The organism is Lysobacter sp. Soil_C_59, from assembly GCF_057656415.1.
In genome coordinates this window covers 25548-45453 of sequence record NZ_JBDGKK010000015.1, presented here as the reverse complement: position 1 = coordinate 45453, position 19906 = coordinate 25548, and the positions used below count along the sequence as shown (strand labels likewise).

At 67.4% G+C, this 19906-nt stretch carries 21 protein-coding genes and 4 tRNA genes; 10 read left to right on the top strand and 15 right to left on the bottom strand.

Annotated features, from left to right (window positions below; genetic code table 11):
- Positions 1 to 127: 127 nt before the first annotated feature.
- From AC3A3Q_RS18435 to AC3A3Q_RS18385, 11 genes are all read right to left on the bottom strand, one after another.
- Positions 128 to 203 (bottom strand) — tRNA-Thr (locus AC3A3Q_RS18435).
- 37 nt (positions 204 to 240) lie between these two features.
- Positions 241 to 314, bottom strand: a tRNA-Gly gene (locus AC3A3Q_RS18430).
- Between the two features lie 100 nt (positions 315 to 414).
- Positions 415 to 500 (bottom strand) — tRNA-Tyr (locus AC3A3Q_RS18425).
- Between the two features lie 126 nt (positions 501 to 626).
- Positions 627 to 1718: a redox-regulated ATPase YchF gene (gene ychF, locus AC3A3Q_RS18420; RefSeq protein WP_200606521.1), complete on the bottom strand. Its 1092-nt coding sequence runs from the start codon at positions 1716 to 1718 to the stop codon at positions 627 to 629.
- A gap of 59 nt (positions 1719 to 1777) precedes the next feature.
- A complete protein-coding gene (gene pth, locus AC3A3Q_RS18415; protein ID WP_200606522.1) occupies positions 1778 to 2362 on the bottom strand; it encodes an aminoacyl-tRNA hydrolase in 585 nt (194 codons plus the stop codon).
- A gap of 56 nt (positions 2363 to 2418) precedes the next feature.
- Positions 2419 to 3072 (bottom strand): 50S ribosomal protein L25/general stress protein Ctc, encoded by a 654-nt coding sequence (locus AC3A3Q_RS18410; RefSeq protein WP_487587607.1) that lies wholly within the window; start codon positions 3070 to 3072, stop codon positions 2419 to 2421.
- A 236-nt stretch (positions 3073 to 3308) separates the two neighbouring features.
- Entirely contained in the window at positions 3309 to 4268 is a 960-nt protein-coding gene (locus AC3A3Q_RS18405) for a ribose-phosphate diphosphokinase (protein WP_487587606.1), read from the bottom strand.
- An 80-nt stretch (positions 4269 to 4348) separates the two neighbouring features.
- Positions 4349 to 4425: transfer RNA gene (locus AC3A3Q_RS18400), tRNA-Gln, on the bottom strand.
- Between the two features lie 54 nt (positions 4426 to 4479).
- Entirely contained in the window at positions 4480 to 5379 is a 900-nt protein-coding gene (gene ispE / locus AC3A3Q_RS18395; RefSeq protein WP_487587605.1) for a 4-(cytidine 5'-diphospho)-2-C-methyl-D-erythritol kinase, read from the bottom strand.
- Positions 5376 to 6005, bottom strand: a complete 630-nt coding sequence (gene lolB / locus AC3A3Q_RS18390; RefSeq protein ID WP_487587604.1) for a lipoprotein insertase outer membrane protein LolB — start codon at positions 6003 to 6005, stop codon at positions 5376 to 5378. The genes ispE and lolB overlap by 4 nt, the downstream gene beginning before the upstream one ends.
- Positions 6002 to 7687, bottom strand: coding sequence for a tetratricopeptide repeat protein (locus AC3A3Q_RS18385; RefSeq protein WP_487587603.1), 1686 nt, complete (start codon positions 7685 to 7687; stop codon positions 6002 to 6004). The genes lolB and AC3A3Q_RS18385 overlap by 4 nt, the downstream gene beginning before the upstream one ends.
- A gap of 127 nt (positions 7688 to 7814) precedes the next feature.
- On the opposite strand from AC3A3Q_RS18385, the gene hemA reads away from it, so the two are divergent.
- The 7 genes from hemA (at position 7815) to ppk2 (ending at position 14483) form a co-directional block, all read left to right on the top strand.
- Complete coding sequence (gene hemA, locus AC3A3Q_RS18380) at positions 7815 to 9098, top strand: glutamyl-tRNA reductase (protein ID WP_487587602.1); 1284 nt, start codon at positions 7815 to 7817, stop codon at positions 9096 to 9098.
- A gap of 54 nt (positions 9099 to 9152) precedes the next feature.
- Positions 9153 to 10238 (top strand): peptide chain release factor 1, encoded by a 1086-nt coding sequence (gene prfA / locus AC3A3Q_RS18375; RefSeq protein WP_487587601.1) that lies wholly within the window; start codon positions 9153 to 9155, stop codon positions 10236 to 10238.
- 63 nt (positions 10239 to 10301) lie between these two features.
- Entirely contained in the window at positions 10302 to 10751 is a 450-nt protein-coding gene (locus AC3A3Q_RS18370) for an N-acetyltransferase family protein (RefSeq protein WP_487587600.1), read from the top strand.
- Positions 10752 to 10754: 3 nt separating this feature from the next.
- On the top strand, positions 10755 to 12488 hold the full coding sequence (locus tag AC3A3Q_RS18365; protein ID WP_487587599.1) for an O-linked N-acetylglucosamine transferase, SPINDLY family protein: 1734 nt from the start codon (positions 10755 to 10757) through the stop codon (positions 12486 to 12488).
- 296 nt (positions 12489 to 12784) lie between these two features.
- The gene (gene moaB, locus AC3A3Q_RS18360) at positions 12785 to 13306 is read left to right on the top strand and encodes a molybdenum cofactor biosynthesis protein B (protein WP_487587598.1); all 522 of its coding nucleotides are present in this window, start codon (positions 12785 to 12787) and stop codon (positions 13304 to 13306) included.
- 50 nt (positions 13307 to 13356) lie between these two features.
- Entirely contained in the window at positions 13357 to 13707 is a 351-nt protein-coding gene (locus tag AC3A3Q_RS18355) for a helix-turn-helix domain-containing protein (protein ID WP_487587597.1), read from the top strand.
- Positions 13707 to 14483 (top strand): polyphosphate kinase 2, encoded by a 777-nt coding sequence (gene ppk2, locus AC3A3Q_RS18350; protein ID WP_487587596.1) that lies wholly within the window; start codon positions 13707 to 13709, stop codon positions 14481 to 14483. Before AC3A3Q_RS18355 ends, ppk2 begins: the two co-directional genes overlap by 1 nt.
- 6 nt (positions 14484 to 14489) lie before the next feature.
- On the opposite strand, the gene AC3A3Q_RS18345 is transcribed toward ppk2, so the two are convergent.
- From AC3A3Q_RS18345 to AC3A3Q_RS18335, 3 genes are read right to left on the bottom strand one after another with little or no spacing between them, the layout of a single operon-like run.
- Positions 14490 to 14759, bottom strand: coding sequence for an acylphosphatase (locus tag AC3A3Q_RS18345; RefSeq protein ID WP_487587595.1), 270 nt, complete (start codon positions 14757 to 14759; stop codon positions 14490 to 14492).
- Positions 14756 to 15376, bottom strand: coding sequence for a TlpA family protein disulfide reductase (locus AC3A3Q_RS18340; protein ID WP_487587594.1), 621 nt, complete (start codon positions 15374 to 15376; stop codon positions 14756 to 14758). Before AC3A3Q_RS18340 ends, AC3A3Q_RS18345 begins: the two co-directional genes overlap by 4 nt.
- Positions 15377 to 15380: 4 nt before the next feature.
- Positions 15381 to 16646, bottom strand: a complete 1266-nt coding sequence (locus AC3A3Q_RS18335) for a YihY family inner membrane protein (protein ID WP_487587593.1) — start codon at positions 16644 to 16646, stop codon at positions 15381 to 15383.
- 133 nt (positions 16647 to 16779) lie between these two features.
- Here AC3A3Q_RS18335 and wrbA point away from each other — a divergent pair, with 133 nt between their 5' ends.
- From wrbA to AC3A3Q_RS18320, 3 genes are read left to right on the top strand one after another with little or no spacing between them, the layout of a single operon-like run.
- Positions 16780 to 17373: an NAD(P)H:quinone oxidoreductase gene (wrbA, locus tag AC3A3Q_RS18330; RefSeq protein WP_487587592.1), complete on the top strand. Its 594-nt coding sequence runs from the start codon at positions 16780 to 16782 to the stop codon at positions 17371 to 17373.
- Positions 17370 to 17699: a DUF2069 domain-containing protein gene (locus AC3A3Q_RS18325; RefSeq protein WP_487587591.1), complete on the top strand. Its 330-nt coding sequence runs from the start codon at positions 17370 to 17372 to the stop codon at positions 17697 to 17699. The genes wrbA and AC3A3Q_RS18325 overlap by 4 nt, the downstream gene beginning before the upstream one ends.
- Positions 17700 to 17741: 42 nt before the next feature.
- Complete coding sequence (locus AC3A3Q_RS18320) at positions 17742 to 18227, top strand: asparaginase domain-containing protein (RefSeq protein WP_158733624.1); 486 nt, start codon at positions 17742 to 17744, stop codon at positions 18225 to 18227.
- 71 nt (positions 18228 to 18298) lie between these two features.
- On the opposite strand, the gene AC3A3Q_RS18315 is transcribed toward AC3A3Q_RS18320, so the two are convergent.
- Positions 18299 to 19495, bottom strand: a complete 1197-nt coding sequence (locus AC3A3Q_RS18315; protein ID WP_487587590.1) for a S8 family peptidase — start codon at positions 19493 to 19495, stop codon at positions 18299 to 18301.
- Between the last annotated feature and the right edge of the window lie 411 nt (positions 19496 to 19906).

Genomic DNA, 19906 nt, shown 5'->3' with positions numbered 1-19906 from the left:
CTTGCCGTGGTCGACGTGACCGATCGTGCCCACGTTCACGTGCGGCTTGGTGCGCTCAAACTTACCCTTGGCCATGACAGTCGACTCTCGCTTGTAGGACGGAATTACGTTGGTGGATCGCTTGTAGTGGTGCTCACGAAAGGAATCGAACCTTCGACCTCCTCCTTACCAAGGAGGTGCTCTACCGACTGAGCTACGTGAGCAGATTGTGCCTAGCAGGTGGGACGTCGCGGCGTTCAATGGAGCGGGAGACGGGAATCGAACCCGCACCATCAGCTTGGAAGGCTGAGGTTCTACCGTTGAACTACTCCCGCGCCGGAACCTACCTGCTTGGGTACTGCGCCGATGGTTGGTAACGCCACCGGTTTGTTGCTGGTACTGCCTGAAACTACTGGCCTTGCGACCGGATGAATCTGGTGGAGGGAGGTGGATTCGAACCACCGAAGGCGTAAGCCAGCAGATTTACAGTCTGCCCCCGTTGGCCGCTTGGGTATCCCTCCAAAAGAGCCCGCAATTTTGGGACCGACCGACGAGGTTGTCAACGATGTTTACACATCTATTTTCACCTTAGCGGCAAAATCTCATCAAAACGCTGTCTGCGAGCCGGAAGGCACGCAGACGGGCGATCAGACGTTGAAGCGGAAATGCAGCACGTCGCCTTCCTGGACGCGGTATTCCTTGCCTTCCAGGCGCAGGCGACCGGCGTCGCGGGCACCGGACTCGCCTTTGTACTTGATGTAGTCGTCATACGCGATGGTTTCGGCGCGGATGAAGCCCTTTTCGAAGTCGGTGTGGATCACCGCGGCCGCCTGCGGCGCGGTCGAGCCGGACTTCACCGTCCAGGCGCGGACCTCCTTCACGCCGGCGGTGAAGTAGGTCTGCAGGCCCAGCAGCTTGTAAGCGGCGCGGATGACCCGGTTCAGGCCGGGCTCGTCGAGACCCAGGTCGGTCAGGAAGGCGTCGCGGTCGGCGTCCTCGAGCTGGCTGAGCTCCTCCTCGATGGCCGCGCACACCGGCACCACCTCGGCGCCCTCGCCCACTGCGCGCTCGCGCACGGCGTCCAGGTGCGGGTTGTCGTGGAAGCCGTCCTCGAGGACGTTGGCGACGTACATGACCGGCTTGAGGGTCAGCAGGAACAGATCGCGCACCTGCAGGCGGTCGTCCTCCGACAGGCCCAGCGCGCGCGCCGGCTTGCCCGAATCCAGCCCGGCGCGGACACGGCCCAGCACCTCGACGCGGATCTTGGCGTCCTTGTCGCCGGTCTTGGCGGTGCGCTCGGCGCGCTGCAGGGCCTTTTCGACCGATTCCAGGTCGGCCAGGGCCAGCTCGGTATCGATCGTCTCGATGTCGGCGATCGGGTCGACCTTGTTGTTGACGTGGATGACGTCCGGGTTCTCGAAGCAGCGCACCACGTGGGTGATCGCGTCGACCTCGCGGATGTGGGCCAGGAACTTGTTGCCCAGGCCCTCGCCGCTGGCGGCGCCGGCGACGAGGCCGGCGATGTCGACGAACTCGACCGCCGTGGGGATGCACTTCTGCGGCTTGACGATCTCCGACAGCGCGATCAGGCGCGGATCGGGCACCGGCACCACGCCGACGTTGGGTTCGATCGTGCAGAACGGGAAGTTGGCCGCCGCGATGCCGGCCTTGGTCAGGGCGTTGAAGAGGGTCGACTTGCCGACGTTAGGCAGGCCGACGATGCCGCATTTGATGCCCATGACGCTTTCTCGCTCTGTTGCAGTGCCGGCAGCGCCGGCACCAGGAATGGGGGTGGAACTCAGGCCCGCGGCGTGTGCAGCCGCTTCATGGCCTCGTTGAAGTCGCCAGTGACTGCCAGGGGCAGTACGTCCTGGGCGTCGTCGATGGCGCGCAGGATCATCGCCTCGTCTGCGCTGCCGGGACGGCCCAGCACCCACGAGGTGACGCGATCCTTGTGGCCGGGATGGCCGATGCCGATGCGCAGGCGGTGGTACTTGCCGTGGCCGAGCAGCTGGCTGATGTCGCGCAGACCGTTCTGGCCGCCGTGGCCGCCATCGAACTTGATGCGGGCGACGCCGGCATCCAGGTCGAGCTCATCGTGACAGACCAGCATCTGCTCCGGCTCGATCTTCCAGTAGCGCAGGGCCGCGGTGACCGACTTGCCGGACAGGTTCATGAAAGTGGCCGGCTTGAGCAGCCAGACCGGCTGGCCGGCGATGTCGACCTTGCAGGTCTCGCCGAACAGCTTGGATTCCAGACCAAAGCGGCCGCCCAGGCGTGAAGCCAGGGCGTCCACAAACCAGAACCCGGCGTTGTGCCGGGTCCGGAGGTGTTCGGCCCCGGGATTTCCCAGGCCGACAATGAGGCGCAGACCAGCAGCCATCAGAGAATCTCACGCAGTGGCCTGCCCGCGATCGCGGGCAGGCACACGGGACGTGATTACTTCTCGTCCTTCTTGGCGGCCTTGGTCGCCGGCACTTCGGCCGGGGTCTCGGCCGAGGCTTCCTCGGTTTCGACGCGACCGTGCTTGGCCATCACGACGGCGACGTCGTGTTCCTTGCCCAGCTTCAGTTCCGGCAGCTCGACGCCCTTGGGCAGCTTGATGTCCGACAGGTGCACCACGTCGCCGACGGCCAGCTTGGCCAGGTCGACTTCGATGAACTCCGGCAGGTCCTTCGGCAGGCAGCTGACGGTGACTTCGTTGAGCTCGTGGGTGATGACCACGTCGGCGGCCTTGCCGGCCGGCGAGCTGTCCTGGTTGAGGAAGTGCAGCGGCACGGCAGCCTTCAGCGCCTGGTTCAGGTCAACGCGCTGGAAGTCCAGGTGCATGATGATCTGCTTGAACGGATGGCGCTGCATGTCACGCAGCAGGACCGGCTCGGCCTTGCCATCGATCTCGAGGGTCAGGATCGAGGAGTAGAACCACTCGTTCTGCTGGGCCAGCCAGGTCTTCTCGTGATCGAGCTGGATGGGCTGCGGCGCGGACTTGCCGCCGTAGACGATGGCCGGGATGCTGGCGGCATGACGAAGACGGCGGCTCGCACCCTTCCCTTCGACGCTGCGGCCAGTGGCCTTGAGGATGTGTTCAGACATTTGGATTACTCACTATTTACTGCGTTGGGTCGCCTCGCGGCGATTGGAGACTCTTCCGCGACCAGAAGAGCCGATGAAGGCGGGAATGGGGAATAGGGAATGGGGAACGCGAAGTTGTCGCGGCCCGCCCCACATCACCCATGCCACACCTTTTGAAACGTCAGGAAGGCGGGGCCGGAACAGTTCACGACAGATCATCGTTCCCTGCTCCCCACTCGCTCTTCCCGCTTTACGCCTTAATCGACGTACAACGAGCTGACCGATTCGCCGAAAGCAACGCGGCGGATCGTTTCAGCCAGCAGCTCGGCAACGCTGAGCTGGCGGATCTTGTTGCAGGCCTTGGCCGCGTCGGACAGGCGGATGGTGTCGGTCACCACCAGCTCGTCGAGCTGCGACTTGGTCACGTTGTCGATCGCCGCGCCCGACAGCACCGGGTGGGTGCAGTAGGCGGCGACCTTGAGCGCGCCGCGCTGCTTGAGGGCAGCGGCGGCGGCGCACAACGTACCGGCGGTGTCGACGATGTCGTCGACGAGAACGCAGGTCTTGCCTTCGACGTCACCGATGATGTTCATCACCGTCGACACGTTGGCGCGCGGGCGGCGCTTGTCGATGATCGCCAGGTCGGCGTCGTCGAGGCGCTTGGCGATCGCGCGGGCGCGGACCACGCCGCCCACGTCAGGCGAGACCACCACCATGTTGTCGGTGCCGTGCGCGCGCCAGATGTCGGCGAGCAGCAGCGGCGAGGCATACACGTTGTCGACCGGGATATCGAAGAAACCCTGGATCTGGTCGGCGTGCAGGTCCACCGTCAACACGCGATCGGTACCGACCGCGCTGAACATCTTTGCAGCCACCTTGGCGGTGATCGGCACGCGCGAGGAACGCGGGCGGCGATCCTGGCGGGCGTAACCGAAGTACGGCACCACCGCGGTCACGCTGGCCACCGAGGCGCGCTTGAGCGCGTCCACCAGCACCAGCAGTTCCATGAAATTCTCGGCCGTGGGAGCGTTCGTCGGCTGGATCACGAACACTTCCTGCCGGCGCACGTTCTCCTCGATCTCGACCTGCACCTCGCCGTCCGAGAAACGGCTGACGAGTGCCTTGCCCAGGCGGATGCCGAGCTCCTTGCACACCGCGTCGGCCAGCGGGCGGTTGGCATTGCCGCTGAAAATCAGCAGGTTCCGATCGTTTTGCACAGTGCTCTCCGCTTCGCTCTGACCGTGGCGGTTATCCGGGGGCGTCCGCACCGGAAAGGCCGCTGCGGTCCGCTATGAATTGGCAGGGGCGGTAGGATTCGAACCTACGGATGCCAGGATCAAAACCTGGTGCCTTGGGCCTCTTGGCGACGCCCCTGCATGAGGTACCAGCGGATTGCAGCCGGGAATGAGCCGGAGCCTGGTGCGGCTACTACTCTCTCCCCGCTCCTTCCCACCTGCTTCGCGCCTCCAGCAGCGGCGAGCGCGAGGCTCCCGTTGCCAGCCAGGCCCGAAGACCCTGGGGTAATGCCACCAGTGCCGCTTCGGCGTCCTCGCGTGATGCGAATTCGACGAAACAGCCGCTGCCCGACCCGGTCAGGCGCGGCGAACCGATCTGCGAAAGTGCTGCAAACACCGCCTCTACGGCGGGTTCGCGCACGCGCAATACCGGCTCGAACGCATTCCCGAGCGGCACACCCGAAACGAAGTCCGCTATTGTCGCGGGCGCGGCATCACGCGTCAATTCAGGCGCACGGAACAACGCTGCGGTCGGCGCATGAACGCCGGGGTCGGCGAGGACGTACGAGGCCGGCGGCAGATCGATCGGGGTGAGCTTCTCCCCCACCCCTTCGGCCCAGGCATCGTGGCCGCGGACGAACACGGGCACGTCGGCACCAAGCTGCAGCCCCAGGGCGGCCAGCCGGTCCTCGCCGAGCGCGGTGCCCCACAGTGCGTCCAGGGCGACCAGCACGGTCGCCGCATCTGACGAACCGCCACCGAACCCGCCACCCGACGGGATGCGCTTTTCGACGACGATGTCGGCACCATACGGACTGTTCGACTCGGATTGCAGCATTTTGGCGGCGCGGACCGTGAGGTCGTCGGCCTCGGCCACGCCCGGCGCGCTAGCACCATGGCGGCGGATCTGGCCGTCATCGCGGACCCGCAACCGGATCGAGTCACCCCAGTCGAGCAGCCGGAACACGGTCTGCAACAGGTGGTAGCCGTCGTCTCGACGACCGGTGATACGCAGGAACAGGTTCAGCTTGGCCGGGGCCGGCCACAGCGACCAGGCCGTCTCGCCATCCACTCCAGAAATCGCCGGACTCATTGCCCCGCGCCGAGCGACCACTGATCGACGATCAGGCGGACCTTCGCCTGGCCACGCGTGGCCACCAGACGGGCCGGCATGACCGGGCCATCGGCGGCCGGCTGCCAGTCCTGGTATTCGATCAGCCAACCCGCCTGCTGCAGGCGCGACGGCAGGTTGCCGGCGCCGTATTCGACTTTCGCCGGGCCGAATTCGGGCGAGGTCGCGCCGATGCCGCGCACCCAGTCCGAGAGCGCGCGCACAGGGATGTCCCAACCGGTCGTCGACTGCAGCAGGGATTCGACATCGGCGCCCTCGCGCGGCCCGCCTTCGACACCCTCCAGGCGCGCACCGTCGGCGTCGCCGCTGAGGCGCCAGCTCTGGCGGGTAACCGGGGCGCTCAGCGAGATCGTGTAGCTGTCGAGCTTCTGTTTCCAGTCGATGCGGCCACTGCCGCCCTGCTTGCCGTTGGCGACGGCAATGCGGCCCGACAGTGACCACTCGCCGACGTCCGTGCGGCGCTGGTCGTTGGCCTGTGCCTGGACCGGATCGACGGGCACGGCCGGCGCACGGGTCGGGCTCGAAACGCAGCCCGACAGCAGCGCCACGAACAACGTCGCCAGCAATAGCGAATGGCTGCCCTTCATGCGCCGGTCTTCTCCAGCGCGCGCTTGAGCGAGCGGTTGTCCGGATCGATCTTGCGCGACTGATCGAAGTATTTGCGCGCCTCGTCCTTGCGCCCTGTCACCCACAACACTTCCGCAAGATGCGCGGCGATCTCGGCGTCCTTCTGCAAAGTCAGGGCACGGCGCAGTTCGACCAGCGCCTCCTCGTTGCGACCGAGGCGATAGAGCACCCAGCCGTAACTGTCGATGATCGCGGGATTGTCAGGTTCGGCGGTGCGCGCGCGCTCGATCAGCTGCAGCGCTTCCTGGTATCGCGTGGTGCGGTCGGCAAGGGTGTAGCCCAGCGCGTTGAGCGCGGCGACGTTGTCCGGCTCGGTCACCAGGATCTTGCGCAGGTCGGCTTCGGCACGCGGAACATCGTCGTTACGCTCCCAGCTCAGGGCGCGCGCATAGAGCACTTCCGGATCGTCCGGGAACGCCGCCAGGCCGCGCGCGTAGGCGTCGAGTACGCCGGGCTGGTCCTTGTCCTTCTCGCGCAGCGCCGCTTCCAGCAGGTAGGCATCGCGACGGGATTCATCGTCGGCGGCCGCGTCTGCCTGCAGTTCGCGCAGCAGTTTGTAGGCCTCGGCGTCGCGGTTGAGTTCGTGCAGCACGTTGGCGCTGCGCAGGCGCGCCGTCCAGCGCTGTTCGCCACCGGGCACACCGCCGTACCAGTCCAGCGCTTCGTCGAAGCGATCGAGGAACTCGGCCATCTGGCCCAGCAGCAGCCGTCGCTGCGGATCGGGCTTGGAGGCGCTGGTGCGCAGCTCTTCGTACAACCGCGTCAGCGACTGCTTGTCCTCGCTCTGGGCCAGCAATGCGGCCCGAAGTGCGTAGGTCTGGTCGTCCTGCGGCCCCTTGGCGAGCACCGCTTCGGCCGCCGGGTAATCGCCCAGGCGGTGGTATTCGTCGGCCAGGGCCCGGCGCAGGTCGCGGTCGTCACCGGCCTGTTCCGACAGCGATGCCAGCAGCTTGCGGGCTTCGTCGTCCTTGCCTGCCTCGCGCAGCTGGCTGGCGCGCAGCAAGCCGACACGGGCTTCGCCCGGGAAGCGCTCGACCACTTCGGCGACGATGCGCTCGACCAGCTCGGGTTGTTCCAGCCCCTGTGCCAGGCCGCCAAAGGCCAGCCAGGCCGGCAGCTTGTTGGGGATGCTGCCGTCCTTGACCAGTCGCTCGAGCAGGCGCGCCGACTGCTTGGGGTCGCGCGCACCGCCGCTGAGCACGCCCAGTGCCTGGCGCCAGCCGCTGTCGCCGGGTGCCTGCAGCAACTGCTTGAGGTACTTGCGGGCGGCGCGTTCGTCGCCGCGGCGGATCGCCAGGACGGCTTCGGCCGCCGCCAGGTTCAGGCCTTCGCCGCCCTGCTGGCGCCACAGCGCCAGAGCCTCGGCGGCACGCTTGTCGTCCTTGGCGAGCAGGGCGATGCGGGTCGCGCGCTCGGCCAGGGCGACATCGTCGGCGGCGCGGGCGGCATCCAGGTAGGACTTGGCGGCCTCGTCCAGACGCCCCGACTGCAGGGCGAACTCACCGGCCAGCAGCGGCTCGAGCGAGGCCTCGGTGGGGTCGGTGACGGGGCCGGACTTCGCCACTTTCTCCGCGGCCGCCAGCGGTCCGGCGGCCAGCAGGGCGACAAGAATGAAACAGTACGTGCGCAAGGCAACGGGCATCGATCAAGCCTGCAGGTCAACCTGGAGGGGACGGGGCCGGTAGAATGTCGGCCTCCGCGGTAGCCAGCAGCTTATCGCAAGCACCTGAACGGAAGAGGCCCCAGTCGGCGAAGTCCGGCGCGTTGAAATGAGTTTGTTCGTACTAGGCATCAATCACCAGACCGCGCCGGTCAGCCTGCGCGAGCGTGTCGCGTTCTCGGCCGATACCGTGCCGGCCGCGCTCGATGCGCTGCGCGCATTGCCGCAGGTCAGCGAAGTCGCCCTGCTCTCGACCTGCAACCGCACCGAGCTGTACGCCGTGGCCGACGACGACGGCCAGGCACTGGCCGACTGGCTGGCCACGCACCCGGACGAAGTCGGCGACCTGCACGCCTACCTCTATCGCCATCGCGACGCTGATGCGGTCCGGCACCTGTTCCGCGTCGCCACCGGGCTGGATTCGCTGGTGCTGGGCGAGCCGCAGATCCTCGGCCAGGTGAAGGACGCCTGGGCGAGCGCGCGCCATGCCGGCAGCCTGGGCAACCAGCTCGACCGCCTGTTCCAGCACGCCTTCACCACCGCCAAGCGCGCGCGCACCGACACCCGCATCGGCGCCAATCCGGTGTCGGTGGCGTCGGCCGCCGTTCGCCTGGCGCAGGAATCCTTCGCCCGCCTCGAGGACTCGACCGTGCTGCTGATCGGCGCCGGCGAAACCATCGAGCTGGCCGCACGCCACCTGGTGCAGGCGAAAGCGAAACGCCTGCTTGTGGCCAACCGCACGCTGGCCCACGCGCAGGAGCTGGCCACCCGCCACGGCGGCGTCGCCCTGCCCCTGAGCGAGCTCGACAAGCACCTGGGCGAGGCCGACGTGGTTATTTCGGCCACGGCCAGCCGCGATCCGATCCTGCGCAAGGCCAATGTCGCCGCGGCGCTGGCGACGCGCCGGCACCGGCCGATGCTGCTGCTGGACCTGGCCGTGCCGCGCGACATCGGCGCCGACGTCGCCGAACTCAAGGACGTGTTCCTGTACACCGTCGACGACCTGGAACGGGCGATCGAGGACAACCGCCGCAGCCGCCGCGAAGCGGCAACCGAGGCCGAGGCCATCGTCGAGATGCAAGTGGCGCGCTTCACCGAGACCATCGCCGCCAGCACCCGCACCGCGCCGCTCAAGCGCCTGCGCGCGCACGGCGAATCGGCCAAGGCCGATGTGCTGGCCCGTGCGCAGCAGCAACTGGCCGCCGGCCAGGACCCGCAGGAAGTGCTGAACTTCCTCGCCCACACGCTCACCAACCGCCTGCTGCATGCGCCGACAGTGGCCTTGCGCGAGGCGGCGCTGACCGGAAACATCGAACTGGCCCGCGCTGCCGAAAAGCTGTTCCCCGAGAACGAAGAACCAGGTGCCGAGAAGAACGAGCAGCGCGAAGGCTAGCGACGGTCACGGCCGCCGCATTGCCTGCTCATTTCCTCCACACCCGGTTCGCCCATGACTCCCACCCTGCGCCGCAAGCTCGAAGCCCTCGTCGAACGTCGCGAAGAACTCGAGCGGCTGTTGTCCGACCCGGGCGTCATCGGCGATGCCGACCGCTTCCGCAAGTTCTCGCGCGAGTTCTCCCAGCTCGAGCCGGTGGCGCATGCACTGTCCGCCGAAGCCCAGGCCAAGCGCGACCTGGCCGCGGCCGAGGGCATGCGCGGCGACCCGGAACTGGCCGAGCTGGCGGAAGAGGAAATCGCCGCCGCCCACGCGCGCCTGCAACAGCTCGAGATCGAACTGCTCGCCCACCTCGTGCCGAAGGACCCGCGCGACGACGGCGACATCTACCTGGAAGTGCGCGCCGGCACCGGTGGCGACGAAGCGGCGATCTTCGCCGGCGACCTGTTCCGCATGTACGCGCGCTACGCCGAGCGCCAGGGCTGGAAGGTGGAGATCGAATCCAGCAGTCCCGGCGAGCACGGTGGCTTCAAGGAAGTCATCGCGCGCGTGGAAGGACGCGGCGCGTATTCGCGCCTGAAATTCGAATCAGGCACGCACCGCGTGCAACGCGTGCCGGCGACCGAGTCGCAGGGCCGCATCCACACCTCGGCGGCGACGGTGGCGATCATCCCGGTCGAGGCCGAAGGCGAGCCGATCGAGATCAATCCGGCCGACCTGAAGGTCGATACCTTCCGCTCCAGCGGTGCCGGCGGCCAGCACGTCAACAAGACCGAATCGGCGATCCGCATCACCCACGTGCCCAGCGGCGTGGTCGTGGAAAGCCAGACCGAACGCAGCCAGCACGCCAACCGCGACAAGGCGATGAAGCGACTGGCGGCGATCCTGGCCGAAGCGCAGGCGGCCAAGGCCGCCGCCGCGCAGGCCTCGATCCGCAAGCTGCAGGTCGGCAGCGGCGACCGCAGCCAGCGCATCCGCACCTACAACTTTCCGCAGGGCCGCATCACCGACCACCGCGTCGAAGGGCTCACGCTGTACGACCTGCCCAACGTGATCGAGGGCGACCTGCAGGAACTGGTCGATCGCCTGCAGCACGAGCACCAGGCCGATGAGCTGGCGCGGCTGACGCACGACGCCTGAGCCGGCGCCGCACCGGGGAAGGGTTGTCTACAATCGGCCACACCCCATGAGCACGGAACCGCCATGCCCATTGAGATCAGGCGCGCCACGCTGAGCGACCTCGACCAGCTTGCACCGCTGTTCGATGCCTACCGCATGTTCTACGAGCAACCGCAGGATGCGGCACTGGCGCGCGAGTTCCTGCACGAGCGCATCGAGCGCGACCAGTCCGTCGTGCTGCTGGCCGAGATCGACGGTGCAGCCGTCGGCTTCACCCAGCTCTATCCGACGTTCTCGTCGGTGCGTGCCGCACGCGTGTGGGTACTCAACGATTTGTATGTCGATAGGAGCGCGCGCCGGCAGGGCGTGGCGCAGGCGTTGCTGACGGCCGCCGCGATGTTCGCGCGCGACGACGGCGCGATCCGCCTCGAACTTGAAACCACGCCGGACAACCGCAACGCCCAGGCCTTGTACGAATCCGGTGGCTGGCAGCTGTACGACGGCACGCTTCGCTACCACCTGGCGCTGGTCTGATCCGTGCACAACGATCCGCGCATCGAGTTGCGTCGCGCGCTCGAGCAAAACCCCGGCGATGCCTATGCCTGGATCCTGCTGGCCGAGCATGAACTCGACCGTGGCGATGCCGCCGCCGGCGAGAAGGCCGCGCAGCGCGCACTCGCGCTGAGGCCCGGGCATCCCGAAGCGCTGGCGCGACTGGGTCGCGCGCAGTGGATGCAGGGCCGGCGCAGCGATGCCGTCGCCAGCCTGCGCGCGGCCGCGGCCAATGCCCCCGACCATCCCGGCATCGCCGTCTGGCTGGGACATGCACTGGAAGACACCGGCGAGGCCGAAGCCGCATCGCAGGCCTACGCGCGTGCACACGCGCTGGCCCCGGACGAACCGCAACTGGCCGCCTACCTGCTGGCCTGGCGGCGCAAGCTGTGTGACTGGCGCGACCTCGACGCGCTCGCGTGCCAGGTCCGCGATGCGGTCAACCGCGCAACAGCTTCGGTCGAACCATTCGCCTTCCTGAGCGAGGACGCCACCGCAGCCGAACAGCTGCGCTGCGCGCGCCTCCGCGCCGGTGTCGTGGCCGCATCCGTGCGCCCATTGCCGCCGCCGCAGACCGCAGCGACCGGACCGATCCGGGTCGGCTTCCTGTCCAATGGTTTCGGCGCGCATCCGACCGGCCTGCTGACGGCGGCGATGTTCGAACAGCTCAAGGCCCAGGCCGATATCGAGATCCACCTGTTCGCGCTCAACGGCGACGACGGCAGCCCGATCAGGCAACGCCTGCAGGCCGCCACGCACACCTTGCACGACGTATCGATGCGGGCACACGCACAGGTGGCGATGGCCATCCGTGCCGCCGGCATCGAAGTCCTGTTCGACCTGCGCGGCTGGGGCGGCGGTGGCACGCCGGAGGTGCTGGCAATGCGACCGGCGCCGGTGCAGGTGAACTGGCTGGCCTATCCAGGCACATCAGGTGCCCCGTGGATCGACCACGTCCTGGCCGACCGCTTCGTGCTGCCCGAATCGATGGCGCAGGACTTCAGCGAGAACGTGGTCTGGCTGCCGCGCTGCTTCCAGCCGTCCGACACCACACGCACGCTCCCGCCGCCACCGTCGCGCGCGCAATGCGGCCTGCCCGAACGCGGCGACAACGGCGAAGGCGCGGTGTTCTGCTGCTTCAACAACAGCTACAAACTCAACCCACGCAGCGTCATGCGCGCGTTGGCTGTGCTGCGCGAAGTCCCGGGCAGCGTGCTGTGGCTGCTGTCCGGACCGGGCCACGCCGATGCGCGCCTGGCCGATGTCGCGCGCATGCAGGGAGTCGATCCCGCGCGACTGGTGTTCATGCCCAAGCAGCCGCACGCCGAGTACCTGGCGCGCCTGCAGCACGCCGACCTGTTCCTCGACACCGAGCCGTACAACGCCCACACGACCGCATCGGACGCACTGTGGGCTGGGTGCCCGGTGCTCACGCGACCTGGTGCGACGTTTGCGGCGCGCGTGGCCGGAAGCCTCAATCACCACCTGGGCATGGCGGAGATGAATGTTGCCGATGACGCGGCGTTTGTTGCGCGTGCGGTGTCGCTTGGAAAGGATGCGCGAGCGCTGGTGGAGTTGAAGGGTGAGCTGGCTCGTCGGCGCAAAGACAGCGGACTGTTCGACATGGCCGGGTTCGCGCGTGATTTTGCTGATGCGGTGCAGTCGATGGCTGGGCGTGAGCGAAGCGACGTCCATGGATCCCCGCCTTCGCGGGGATGACGGGCCAAGGGCAACGTCGCTGGGTCCCCGCCTTCGCGGGGATGACGGGGTGATGTGCCTCATCGAAGACCGTGCATTGGAATGCCGGGGCGTCGTCCGCCGGGACGGGGATTGATCCGCAGTGGGCCATGGATGGCCCACGCCCCGCATCAGACAGGATGTCTGACTAAGGGGCGGAGCAATCCCCGGCCCGGCGGACGACGCCACTCCGCAGACGACACGCCAAACCCGCAAGCACCGGCACGTAAGACAGCGCTGCACTGCCATCACACAGGCAATCGGTTAGGCTCGCCGCCATGACTGCACAACGCGACCTCATCCCCCTGAATCTTTGCGTGCTGACCGTCTCGGACACGCGCACCCTGGCCGAAGACAGCTCCGGCGACTACCTCGTGCAATCGCTGACCGCCGACGGCCATCGCCTGGCCGACCGCCAGCTGCTGCCCGACGACCGCTACCGGATGCGCGCCGTCGTATCGCAATGGATCGCCGACGACGGCGTAGACGGCATCCTCGTCACCGGCGGCACCGGCTTCACCGGACGCGACTCCACACCGGAAGCCCTGCTGCCACTGCTCGACAAACAGATGCCCGGCTTCGGCGAACTGTTCCGCGCGATCAGCTATGACGAGATCGGCACGTCCACCGTGCAATCGCGCGCGTTCGCCGGCCTGGCCAACGGCACGTTCGTCTTCGCCCTGCCCGGCTCGACATCGGCCTGCCGCACCGCCTGGGAAAAGATCATCCGCAACCAGCTCGACGCACGCACCACGCCCTGCAACCTGGCCACGCTGCGACCGCGCCTCAGGGAACGCTGACCACCAGACCCGCAAACCCGCGCAACAGGTTCAACCACCGGAGCCAGACCATGCCGTTGGACACCACCCTGCAACTGCTCGCCAGGGCCCGCGGCCTGAGCGCGGCCGACATCGCCACCGCCATTCCCCGCGCCGGCGTCGCCACCGTCAGCGCCTGGCTGCGAGGCGAGAAGATGCCCGGCAAGCAACAGCTCGACGCACTGGCGCGCGCCTTCGGCGTACCGGCTGGCGCATTGCTCGCCGAACTGGCCAGCACGCTCGACCCGGCACGCACCCAGGGCGAGCACGACCTGCTCGACGCCTATCGCGCCCTCACCACCCGCCAGCAAGGCGCGCTGCTCGAAGTCGCGCGCTCCATGACCGGCACCGGCAGCGCCAAGCGACGCCGCAGGAGCAAGTGATGGCCGACATCAAGCGCAAGGACTACGAAGCCCAGCTGGAACCGCTGCAGGTGGAACTGGCAAACATGGCCCGCTGGCTCAAGCACAACGGCCGGCGCCTGGTGGTGCTGTTCGAAGGCCGCGACACCGCCGGCAAGGGCGGCGCGATCAGCGCGATCGCCGAGCACCTCAACCCGCGCCAGTGCCAGATAGTCGCCCTGCCCAAGCCAAACGAACGCGAAAGCGGGCAGTGGTACTTCCAGCGCTACGTATCCCATCTTCCCGGGGCCGGCGAAATCGCCCTGTTCGACCGCAGCTGGTACAACCGCGCCGGCGTCGAGCAGGTGATGGGATTTGCCAGGGATGCACAGGTCAAGGCGTTCCTGCGCCAGACGCCAACCTTCGAGAAGCTCCTGGTCGACGACGGCATCCTGCTGTTCAAGTACTGGCTGTGCTGCGACCAGGACGAACAGGAACAACGCTTCCTCGAACGGCTCGACGACCCACTCAAGCGCTGGAAGCTGTCACCGATCGACTTCGAAGCGCGCAAGCACTACGACGATTACACGCGTGCGCGCGAGGCCATGCTCAAGGCCACCCATACGAAGCATGCACCTTGGACACTGGTCGACTTCAATGACCAGAAGCGCGGCCGACTCACCCTGATCCGCGACCTGCTCGACCGCCTGCCGGACACGCATGTGGGCGAGGAGCCGATCGTGTTCGAGCCGCTGGCGGGCAAGCCGAAGAAGGAGCGCTACGACGTGGTCAAGCCGATCAGGAACGTGAAGCGCTAGCCGCCTTCAGGTAACCGAAAAGCCCTCGCCCGCTTCCTCGTCGAGCGCGGCCAGACGCTCGAGGTCGTCGACCCGCGCCATCTCGGGCCCCTGCCTTAACCAGGCGGCCAGCCGATCGAGTGCCACCTCGTCGCCGGCGGCGAGCACTTCCACCCGTCCATCGGGCAGGTTGCGGGCGAACCCGCGCAAGCCCAGCGCCAGTGCCTGGTCGCGGGCGGATGCGCGGAAGAACACGCCCTGCACGCGACCGCTGACGATGAAGCGCGCGGCGCTCATGACTTCTTCGCGGCGTCCGCGGGCTGCGCCTGCGGACCGCCGGCCTTGGCGATGGCCGACTCGATGTCGTGCGCGGTGACCGGACCCAGGAACTTGTCGGCGACCTTGCCGTCGGGGCCGATCAGGTAGGTCATCGGCAGCCCGCGCGGAGTTTCAAACGCCGCCGGCGGGTCGAAGGTGTCGACGATCGCGATCGGATACGACACCGGGTGCTTGGTCAGGAAGGCGCGCATGTCGGCCGGCTCGATTTCCTCGTAGGCCAGGCCGAGCACTTCGATGTGCTCGCGCATCGCGTCGAGCGCGGACAGCTCAGGCATTTCCTTCAGACACGGCTTGCACCAGGTCGCCCAGAAGTTGACTACGACCCATTTGCCGCGATGCGCCGACAGGTCGTAGGCCTTGCCGTCGACAGTGGCGATCTTCAGCTCGGGAGTGTCGGAAGGGGCCGCCGGCTTGGCCGGTTCGGCCGGAGTCGCCGGAGCGGCGGGGGCGGCTTCGGGCTTTGCCGGTGCCTGCGCTTCCGGCGCCGGTGCAGGCTTCTGGCAGCCGGCCAGCAGCAACACGGCCAGTGCCGTCGCCGCGCACGCCTTTGCACGGATGGAGACATGATTCGACATCGGACTAGCCCTCTTCGGAATGAATGGTGGACGCGCGGCGCTTGAGCAGCTCGCGCAACGGGATGCGCAGCTCATCGAGCACCGATATGGCGGAACGACCCAGCGCGTCATCGCGGCATGGCAGCACGGCTTCGGCGATCGGGATGCGCAGGTTGCAGGCTTCGTACAGCTCGGCCAGGGTCAGCTCGTCCAGGTCGCGGGTCAGCAGCCATTCGCCGTCTTCGGCGCGGCGCACCACGTTGATCTCGTCGAGTTGGGCGAGCATCTGCTGCACGAGCGCGTCGGTCAGCATCGGCTCGAGCTGCTCGATGTCGATGATGTGCAGGCCGTTGCCCTTCCTGCGCGCCTCGTTGAAGCGCCCGAGCAGGCGCAGCAGGCCGTAGATCTCGTGCCCCAGGGGCAGGCGCATGCTCGCCGGCTGGTAGCGGAACGCCGACATCGACGAGGCCAGCGACGCACCGAGCAGGATCGCGACCCAGCTCAGGTAGATCCACAGCAGGAAAATAGGAACGAAGGCGAGCGTGCCGTAGATCTTCGAGTACGAACCGAAGTTGCCCAGGTACAGGCCGATGCCCCACTTCACGAACTCGAAGCCGAACGTCGCCAGCATCGCGCCGGCAATGGCGTGGCGCCACTGGATCGTGCGGTGCGGCACCACGCGGTAGATCGCGGCGAAGGCCAGCAATTCGATGGCGATCGGCGCCAGGCGCAGCATCAGCTTCTGCAGGATGTGGCCGGCCTCGGTTTCGAACATCGACATGGCGAAGAATCGCGCCGAGATCGCCAGGCTCGCCGCGGCCATCAGCGCGCCCAGGGTCAGCACGGTCCAGTAGACGAGGAAGCGACCGACCTTCGGCCGCCCGGTCTTCACCCGCCAGATCCGGTTGAACGTCGCTTCCACGCCGTTGAGGGTGATCAGCAGCGACACCACCAGGGCGATCACGCCGGCCGCGGTGAGCTGGCCGGCATTGGCCGAGAACTGCTTGAGGTAGGACTCGACCGACCGTGCCGCGCTCGGAACGAAGTTGGAGAAGATGTAATCGCTGAGGCGATCACTCCATTCGCCGAAGACCGGGAATGCCGACAGCACGCCGAACACCACCATTGACAGCGGCACCAGCGCGAACACGGTCGTGTACGACAGCGCGCCGGCGGCCTGGAACAGGTTGTCGTCGAGGAAGCGTTTGGCGAGGAAGCGGAAGAAGGTGCCCGCACGTGCACGGTCACGCGCGCGCTCGCTCCAGCGGTTCAAGGTGTTCAGTGGCTCCATCGGCCGGAGGGTAACCGATGCGCGGGGAGCGCGGGGTCATGGGCCAGCTGCGGTGAAGGGCGCTGCCACCGTAGTGTGCGCACATCCACTATCCTTGCCGCCTTACGGGATGCCCGCCTGACGAAGCAATGCGATGACCGAGATTCTGGTGCTCTATTACAGCCGCGGCGGTTCGGTGGCGCGCCTGGCCCGGCACATCGCGCGCGGCATCGGCGAGGTCGAGGGCGTCGGCGCGCGCATCCGCACGGTTCCGCCGGTGGCGGCGGTGACGCAGACCGCGGCGCCACCAGTACCCGAGGACGGCGCGCCGTACGTGGAGGCGCGCGACCTGGTCGAGTGCGCAGGCATCGCACTGGGCAGCCCCACCCGATTCGGCAACATGGCCGCCCCGGTCAAGCACTGGTTCGACGGCCTCGGTGCGGAATGGGCCAGCGGCACGCTGGTCGGCAAGCCGGCCGCGGTGTTCACCTCCACCGCCACCATGCACGGCGGCCAGGAATCGACCCTGCTGACGATGATGGTGCCGCTGCTGCACCACGGCTGCCTCCTGATGGGCATCCCCTATACCGAGCCGGCACTGACCAGCACGCGCAGCGGCGGCACGCCCTATGGCGCCAGCCACGTGGCCGGCAGCGGCGACGACCCGCAGCCCAGCGAAGAGGAAGCGCAGCTCGCGCGCGCCCTCGGCCGCCGCCTGGCGACGCTGGTCGCGAAGGTGGCCGCATGAACGCGCGGCAGGTGCTGGTCGCAGCGCTGCTGGCGCTGGCGGCGTTGTTCGTGGCCTGGTTTGCCCCGCAGCCCTCGGCCCGCGTCGCCGTGGCCGTGTTCGCGCTGCCGCCGGTGCTGCTGGCGGCGGTGGCACTGCGTGGCAGCCGCAAGGCCGCCTTCTGGGCCGGCGTGTTCGCGCTGGGCTGGTTCAGCCATGGCGTGATGGTGGCCTGGTCGCGGCCGGGCGAACGTGGCTACGCGATCGCCGAGATCGTGCTGGCGCTGGTGATCATCCTGGCCGGCAACCTGCCCGGGCTGCGGGCGCGGTTCGCGCGCAAGCGCTGACCGTATAATTGAGCCAACCCTCAAAGCGCGCGCAAATCAACGATGGATCAGCTCTGCATCGTCACCACCGGCGGCACGATCGACAAGATCTACTTCGACGACAAGTCGGACTACCAGATCGGCGAGCCGCAGATCGGCGGGATCCTGCGCGAGCTGGGCGTGGCCTTCCAGTTCAACGTGATTCCGATCCTGCGCAAGGATTCGCTGCACATCACCGCAGAAGACCGCCAGCTGATCCGCGCCACCATCGCCGCGCAACCGGCGCGGCACGTGCTGATCACCCACGGCACCGACACCATGGTGGAAACCGCCAAGGTGCTGTCGAGCCTGGGCGACAAGGTGATCGTGCTGACCGGCGCGCTGAGCCCGGCCCGCTTCCGCGGCTCCGATGCCGAGTTCAACGTCGGCTGCGCGGTCGGTGCGGTGCAGTCGCTGCCGCCGGGCGTCTACATCGCCATGAACGGCCGCATCTGGGATCCGACCAAAGTGCGCAAGAACGTCGCGGCCAATCGCTTCGAAGCGGACTGATTGCGGGACGCGGCTACAAGAATCAAGAACGCCCCGGCAAACGCCGGGGCGTTTTTCTTAGCAATGTGCAGCTAGTTCCCTGGACGCGGCGGCAATGGCGGAATGGTCGCGTCCACTGCTGCCTTGGCGTTGACGATGCCGGCACCGATCGGCTTTGACTTTGCCGCCTTCGCGGCCGAGGCCGTGGCCTTGAGCACCTCCTCGACTTCGGCCGGCGACTTCGGTGTGCGCGACACGGACTGGATCATCGCCACCACGCCTGCCACGTGCGGCGCCGCCATCGAGGTCCCGCTGGCGGTGCCGTAGCTCTCGCTTTCGGGTTTGGTCCTGCCGCTGTTGACGGTCGACAGGATGTCCGCGCCAGGCGCGGAGATGTCGATCCCGGCCCCGTAATTCGAGAAGCCCGCGCGCCGGCCCTGTCGATTGGTCGCAGCCACTGCGATCACGTTCTCGCAGTTGGCTGGTGAATGGCCGACGACGTCCTGCGAGGCGTTGCCAGCGGCGACAACCACCGTCGTACCGCGGCCGACGGCGCCGTTGATGGCCTTTTGGAATGTGGCTCCGCAGCTTCCTCCAACGCCCAGGCTCAAGTTGATGACTTCGGCCGGGTGGGCATTGGCCGGTACTCCATTGACGGTGCCACCGGCGGCCCAAACGATCGCATCTGCAATGTCGGACAGGTAACCGCCACATGTGCCCAGCACTCGCACCGGAACGATCCACGCGCTGCCTGCAACACCCGCCACGCCCTTGGCGTTGCCAGTCACCGCGGCGATGGTGCCTGCAACATGGGTGCCGTGCCAGCTGGAATCCAGCGTCGGCATCCCTTCCCCGCACTGACCTGCACTTTCCCAGTCACCCGGGTCGGAAGGATCGTTGTCGCGGCCGTTGCCGTCATTGGAGACGCGGGTGCTGCTGATGAAGTCGTACCCCGAGCGTAGGTTCTCATCGAGATCGCTGTGGCGGGTGATGCCGGTATCGATCACCGCCACCACGGTTCCGCTGCCGTCGTTGAGGCGCCAGGCTTTGTCGGCATTGATTCCGTTGCGGCCCTTCAGCCCCCACTGCATCCGATAGAGCGGGTCATCGGATCCCCAGGTTGGCCGGTAGAGTCGATCGACTTCGACGTACTCCACGTCCGGGTCGTTGGCAATCTTCCTCATGAGTGAAGCGGCTTCTGCCCGATCCAGCGGCCGGCTGGCGCTGACCAGTTCAGCGCCGGTGGCGATGCGACGTACGTGTGCGAGGGTCATGCGCTCGCCGGCCATGCGCCCTTGCGGTGGCACGGCGGACCTGAGCGAGCGCGCCATGGCCGCTGGATCGACCTGGGCGGCGCTGCCGTCCCGGTACTTGACGATGAAGCGGCCGTAGCGGCCGCTCGCCTCCATTCCGTAAAGATCGATGCGCGCCTGCTGTGCAGACGCAGGCGTTGCTACCGACAGCGCGACAACAATGGCCGCGAACAGCGATCGTACGCGGATGCAACGTGATGATTGGACAGACATGATGGAAATTCCCTGGCTCGAACGGCGAATGGACGAGCGGCCCCACACCGCTGGAGACGAATGTAGCTACGCGGGCCATTCGCCCAACACCGCGGATGCACGCGATCGGCGCCGGAGATGTCGTGCTATGTGCATCGGAAAAGAGAGCAACGTCCTTGGGTTCCCGCCTTCGCG

Coding starts and splice junctions, on each gene's coding strand:
- ychF (WP_200606521.1), bottom strand. CDS start 1,718: ATGGGCATCAAATGCGGCATCGTCGGCCTGCCTAACGTCGGCAAGTCG.
- pth (WP_200606522.1), bottom strand. CDS start 2,362: ATGGCTGCTGGTCTGCGCCTCATTGTCGGCCTGGGAAATCCCGGGGCC.
- AC3A3Q_RS18410 (WP_487587607.1), bottom strand. CDS start 3,072: ATGTCTGAACACATCCTCAAGGCCACTGGCCGCAGCGTCGAAGGGAAG.
- ispE (WP_487587605.1), bottom strand. CDS start 5,379: ATGAGTCCGGCGATTTCTGGAGTGGATGGCGAGACGGCCTGGTCGCTG.
- lolB (WP_487587604.1), bottom strand. CDS start 6,005: ATGAAGGGCAGCCATTCGCTATTGCTGGCGACGTTGTTCGTGGCGCTG.
- AC3A3Q_RS18385 (WP_487587603.1), bottom strand. CDS start 7,687: ATGCCCGTTGCCTTGCGCACGTACTGTTTCATTCTTGTCGCCCTGCTG.
- hemA (WP_487587602.1), top strand. CDS start 7,815: ATGAGTTTGTTCGTACTAGGCATCAATCACCAGACCGCGCCGGTCAGC.
- prfA (WP_487587601.1), top strand. CDS start 9,153: ATGACTCCCACCCTGCGCCGCAAGCTCGAAGCCCTCGTCGAACGTCGC.
- AC3A3Q_RS18370 (WP_487587600.1), top strand. CDS start 10,302: ATGCCCATTGAGATCAGGCGCGCCACGCTGAGCGACCTCGACCAGCTT.
- moaB (WP_487587598.1), top strand. CDS start 12,785: ATGACTGCACAACGCGACCTCATCCCCCTGAATCTTTGCGTGCTGACC.
- AC3A3Q_RS18355 (WP_487587597.1), top strand. CDS start 13,357: ATGCCGTTGGACACCACCCTGCAACTGCTCGCCAGGGCCCGCGGCCTG.
- ppk2 (WP_487587596.1), top strand. CDS start 13,707: ATGGCCGACATCAAGCGCAAGGACTACGAAGCCCAGCTGGAACCGCTG.
- AC3A3Q_RS18345 (WP_487587595.1), bottom strand. CDS start 14,759: ATGAGCGCCGCGCGCTTCATCGTCAGCGGTCGCGTGCAGGGCGTGTTC.
- AC3A3Q_RS18340 (WP_487587594.1), bottom strand. CDS start 15,376: ATGTCGAATCATGTCTCCATCCGTGCAAAGGCGTGCGCGGCGACGGCA.
- AC3A3Q_RS18335 (WP_487587593.1), bottom strand. CDS start 16,646: ATGGAGCCACTGAACACCTTGAACCGCTGGAGCGAGCGCGCGCGTGAC.
- wrbA (WP_487587592.1), top strand. CDS start 16,780: ATGACCGAGATTCTGGTGCTCTATTACAGCCGCGGCGGTTCGGTGGCG.
- AC3A3Q_RS18325 (WP_487587591.1), top strand. CDS start 17,370: ATGAACGCGCGGCAGGTGCTGGTCGCAGCGCTGCTGGCGCTGGCGGCG.
- AC3A3Q_RS18320 (WP_158733624.1), top strand. CDS start 17,742: ATGGATCAGCTCTGCATCGTCACCACCGGCGGCACGATCGACAAGATC.
- AC3A3Q_RS18315 (WP_487587590.1), bottom strand. CDS start 19,495: ATGGCCGGCGAGCGCATGACCCTCGCACACGTACGTCGCATCGCCACC.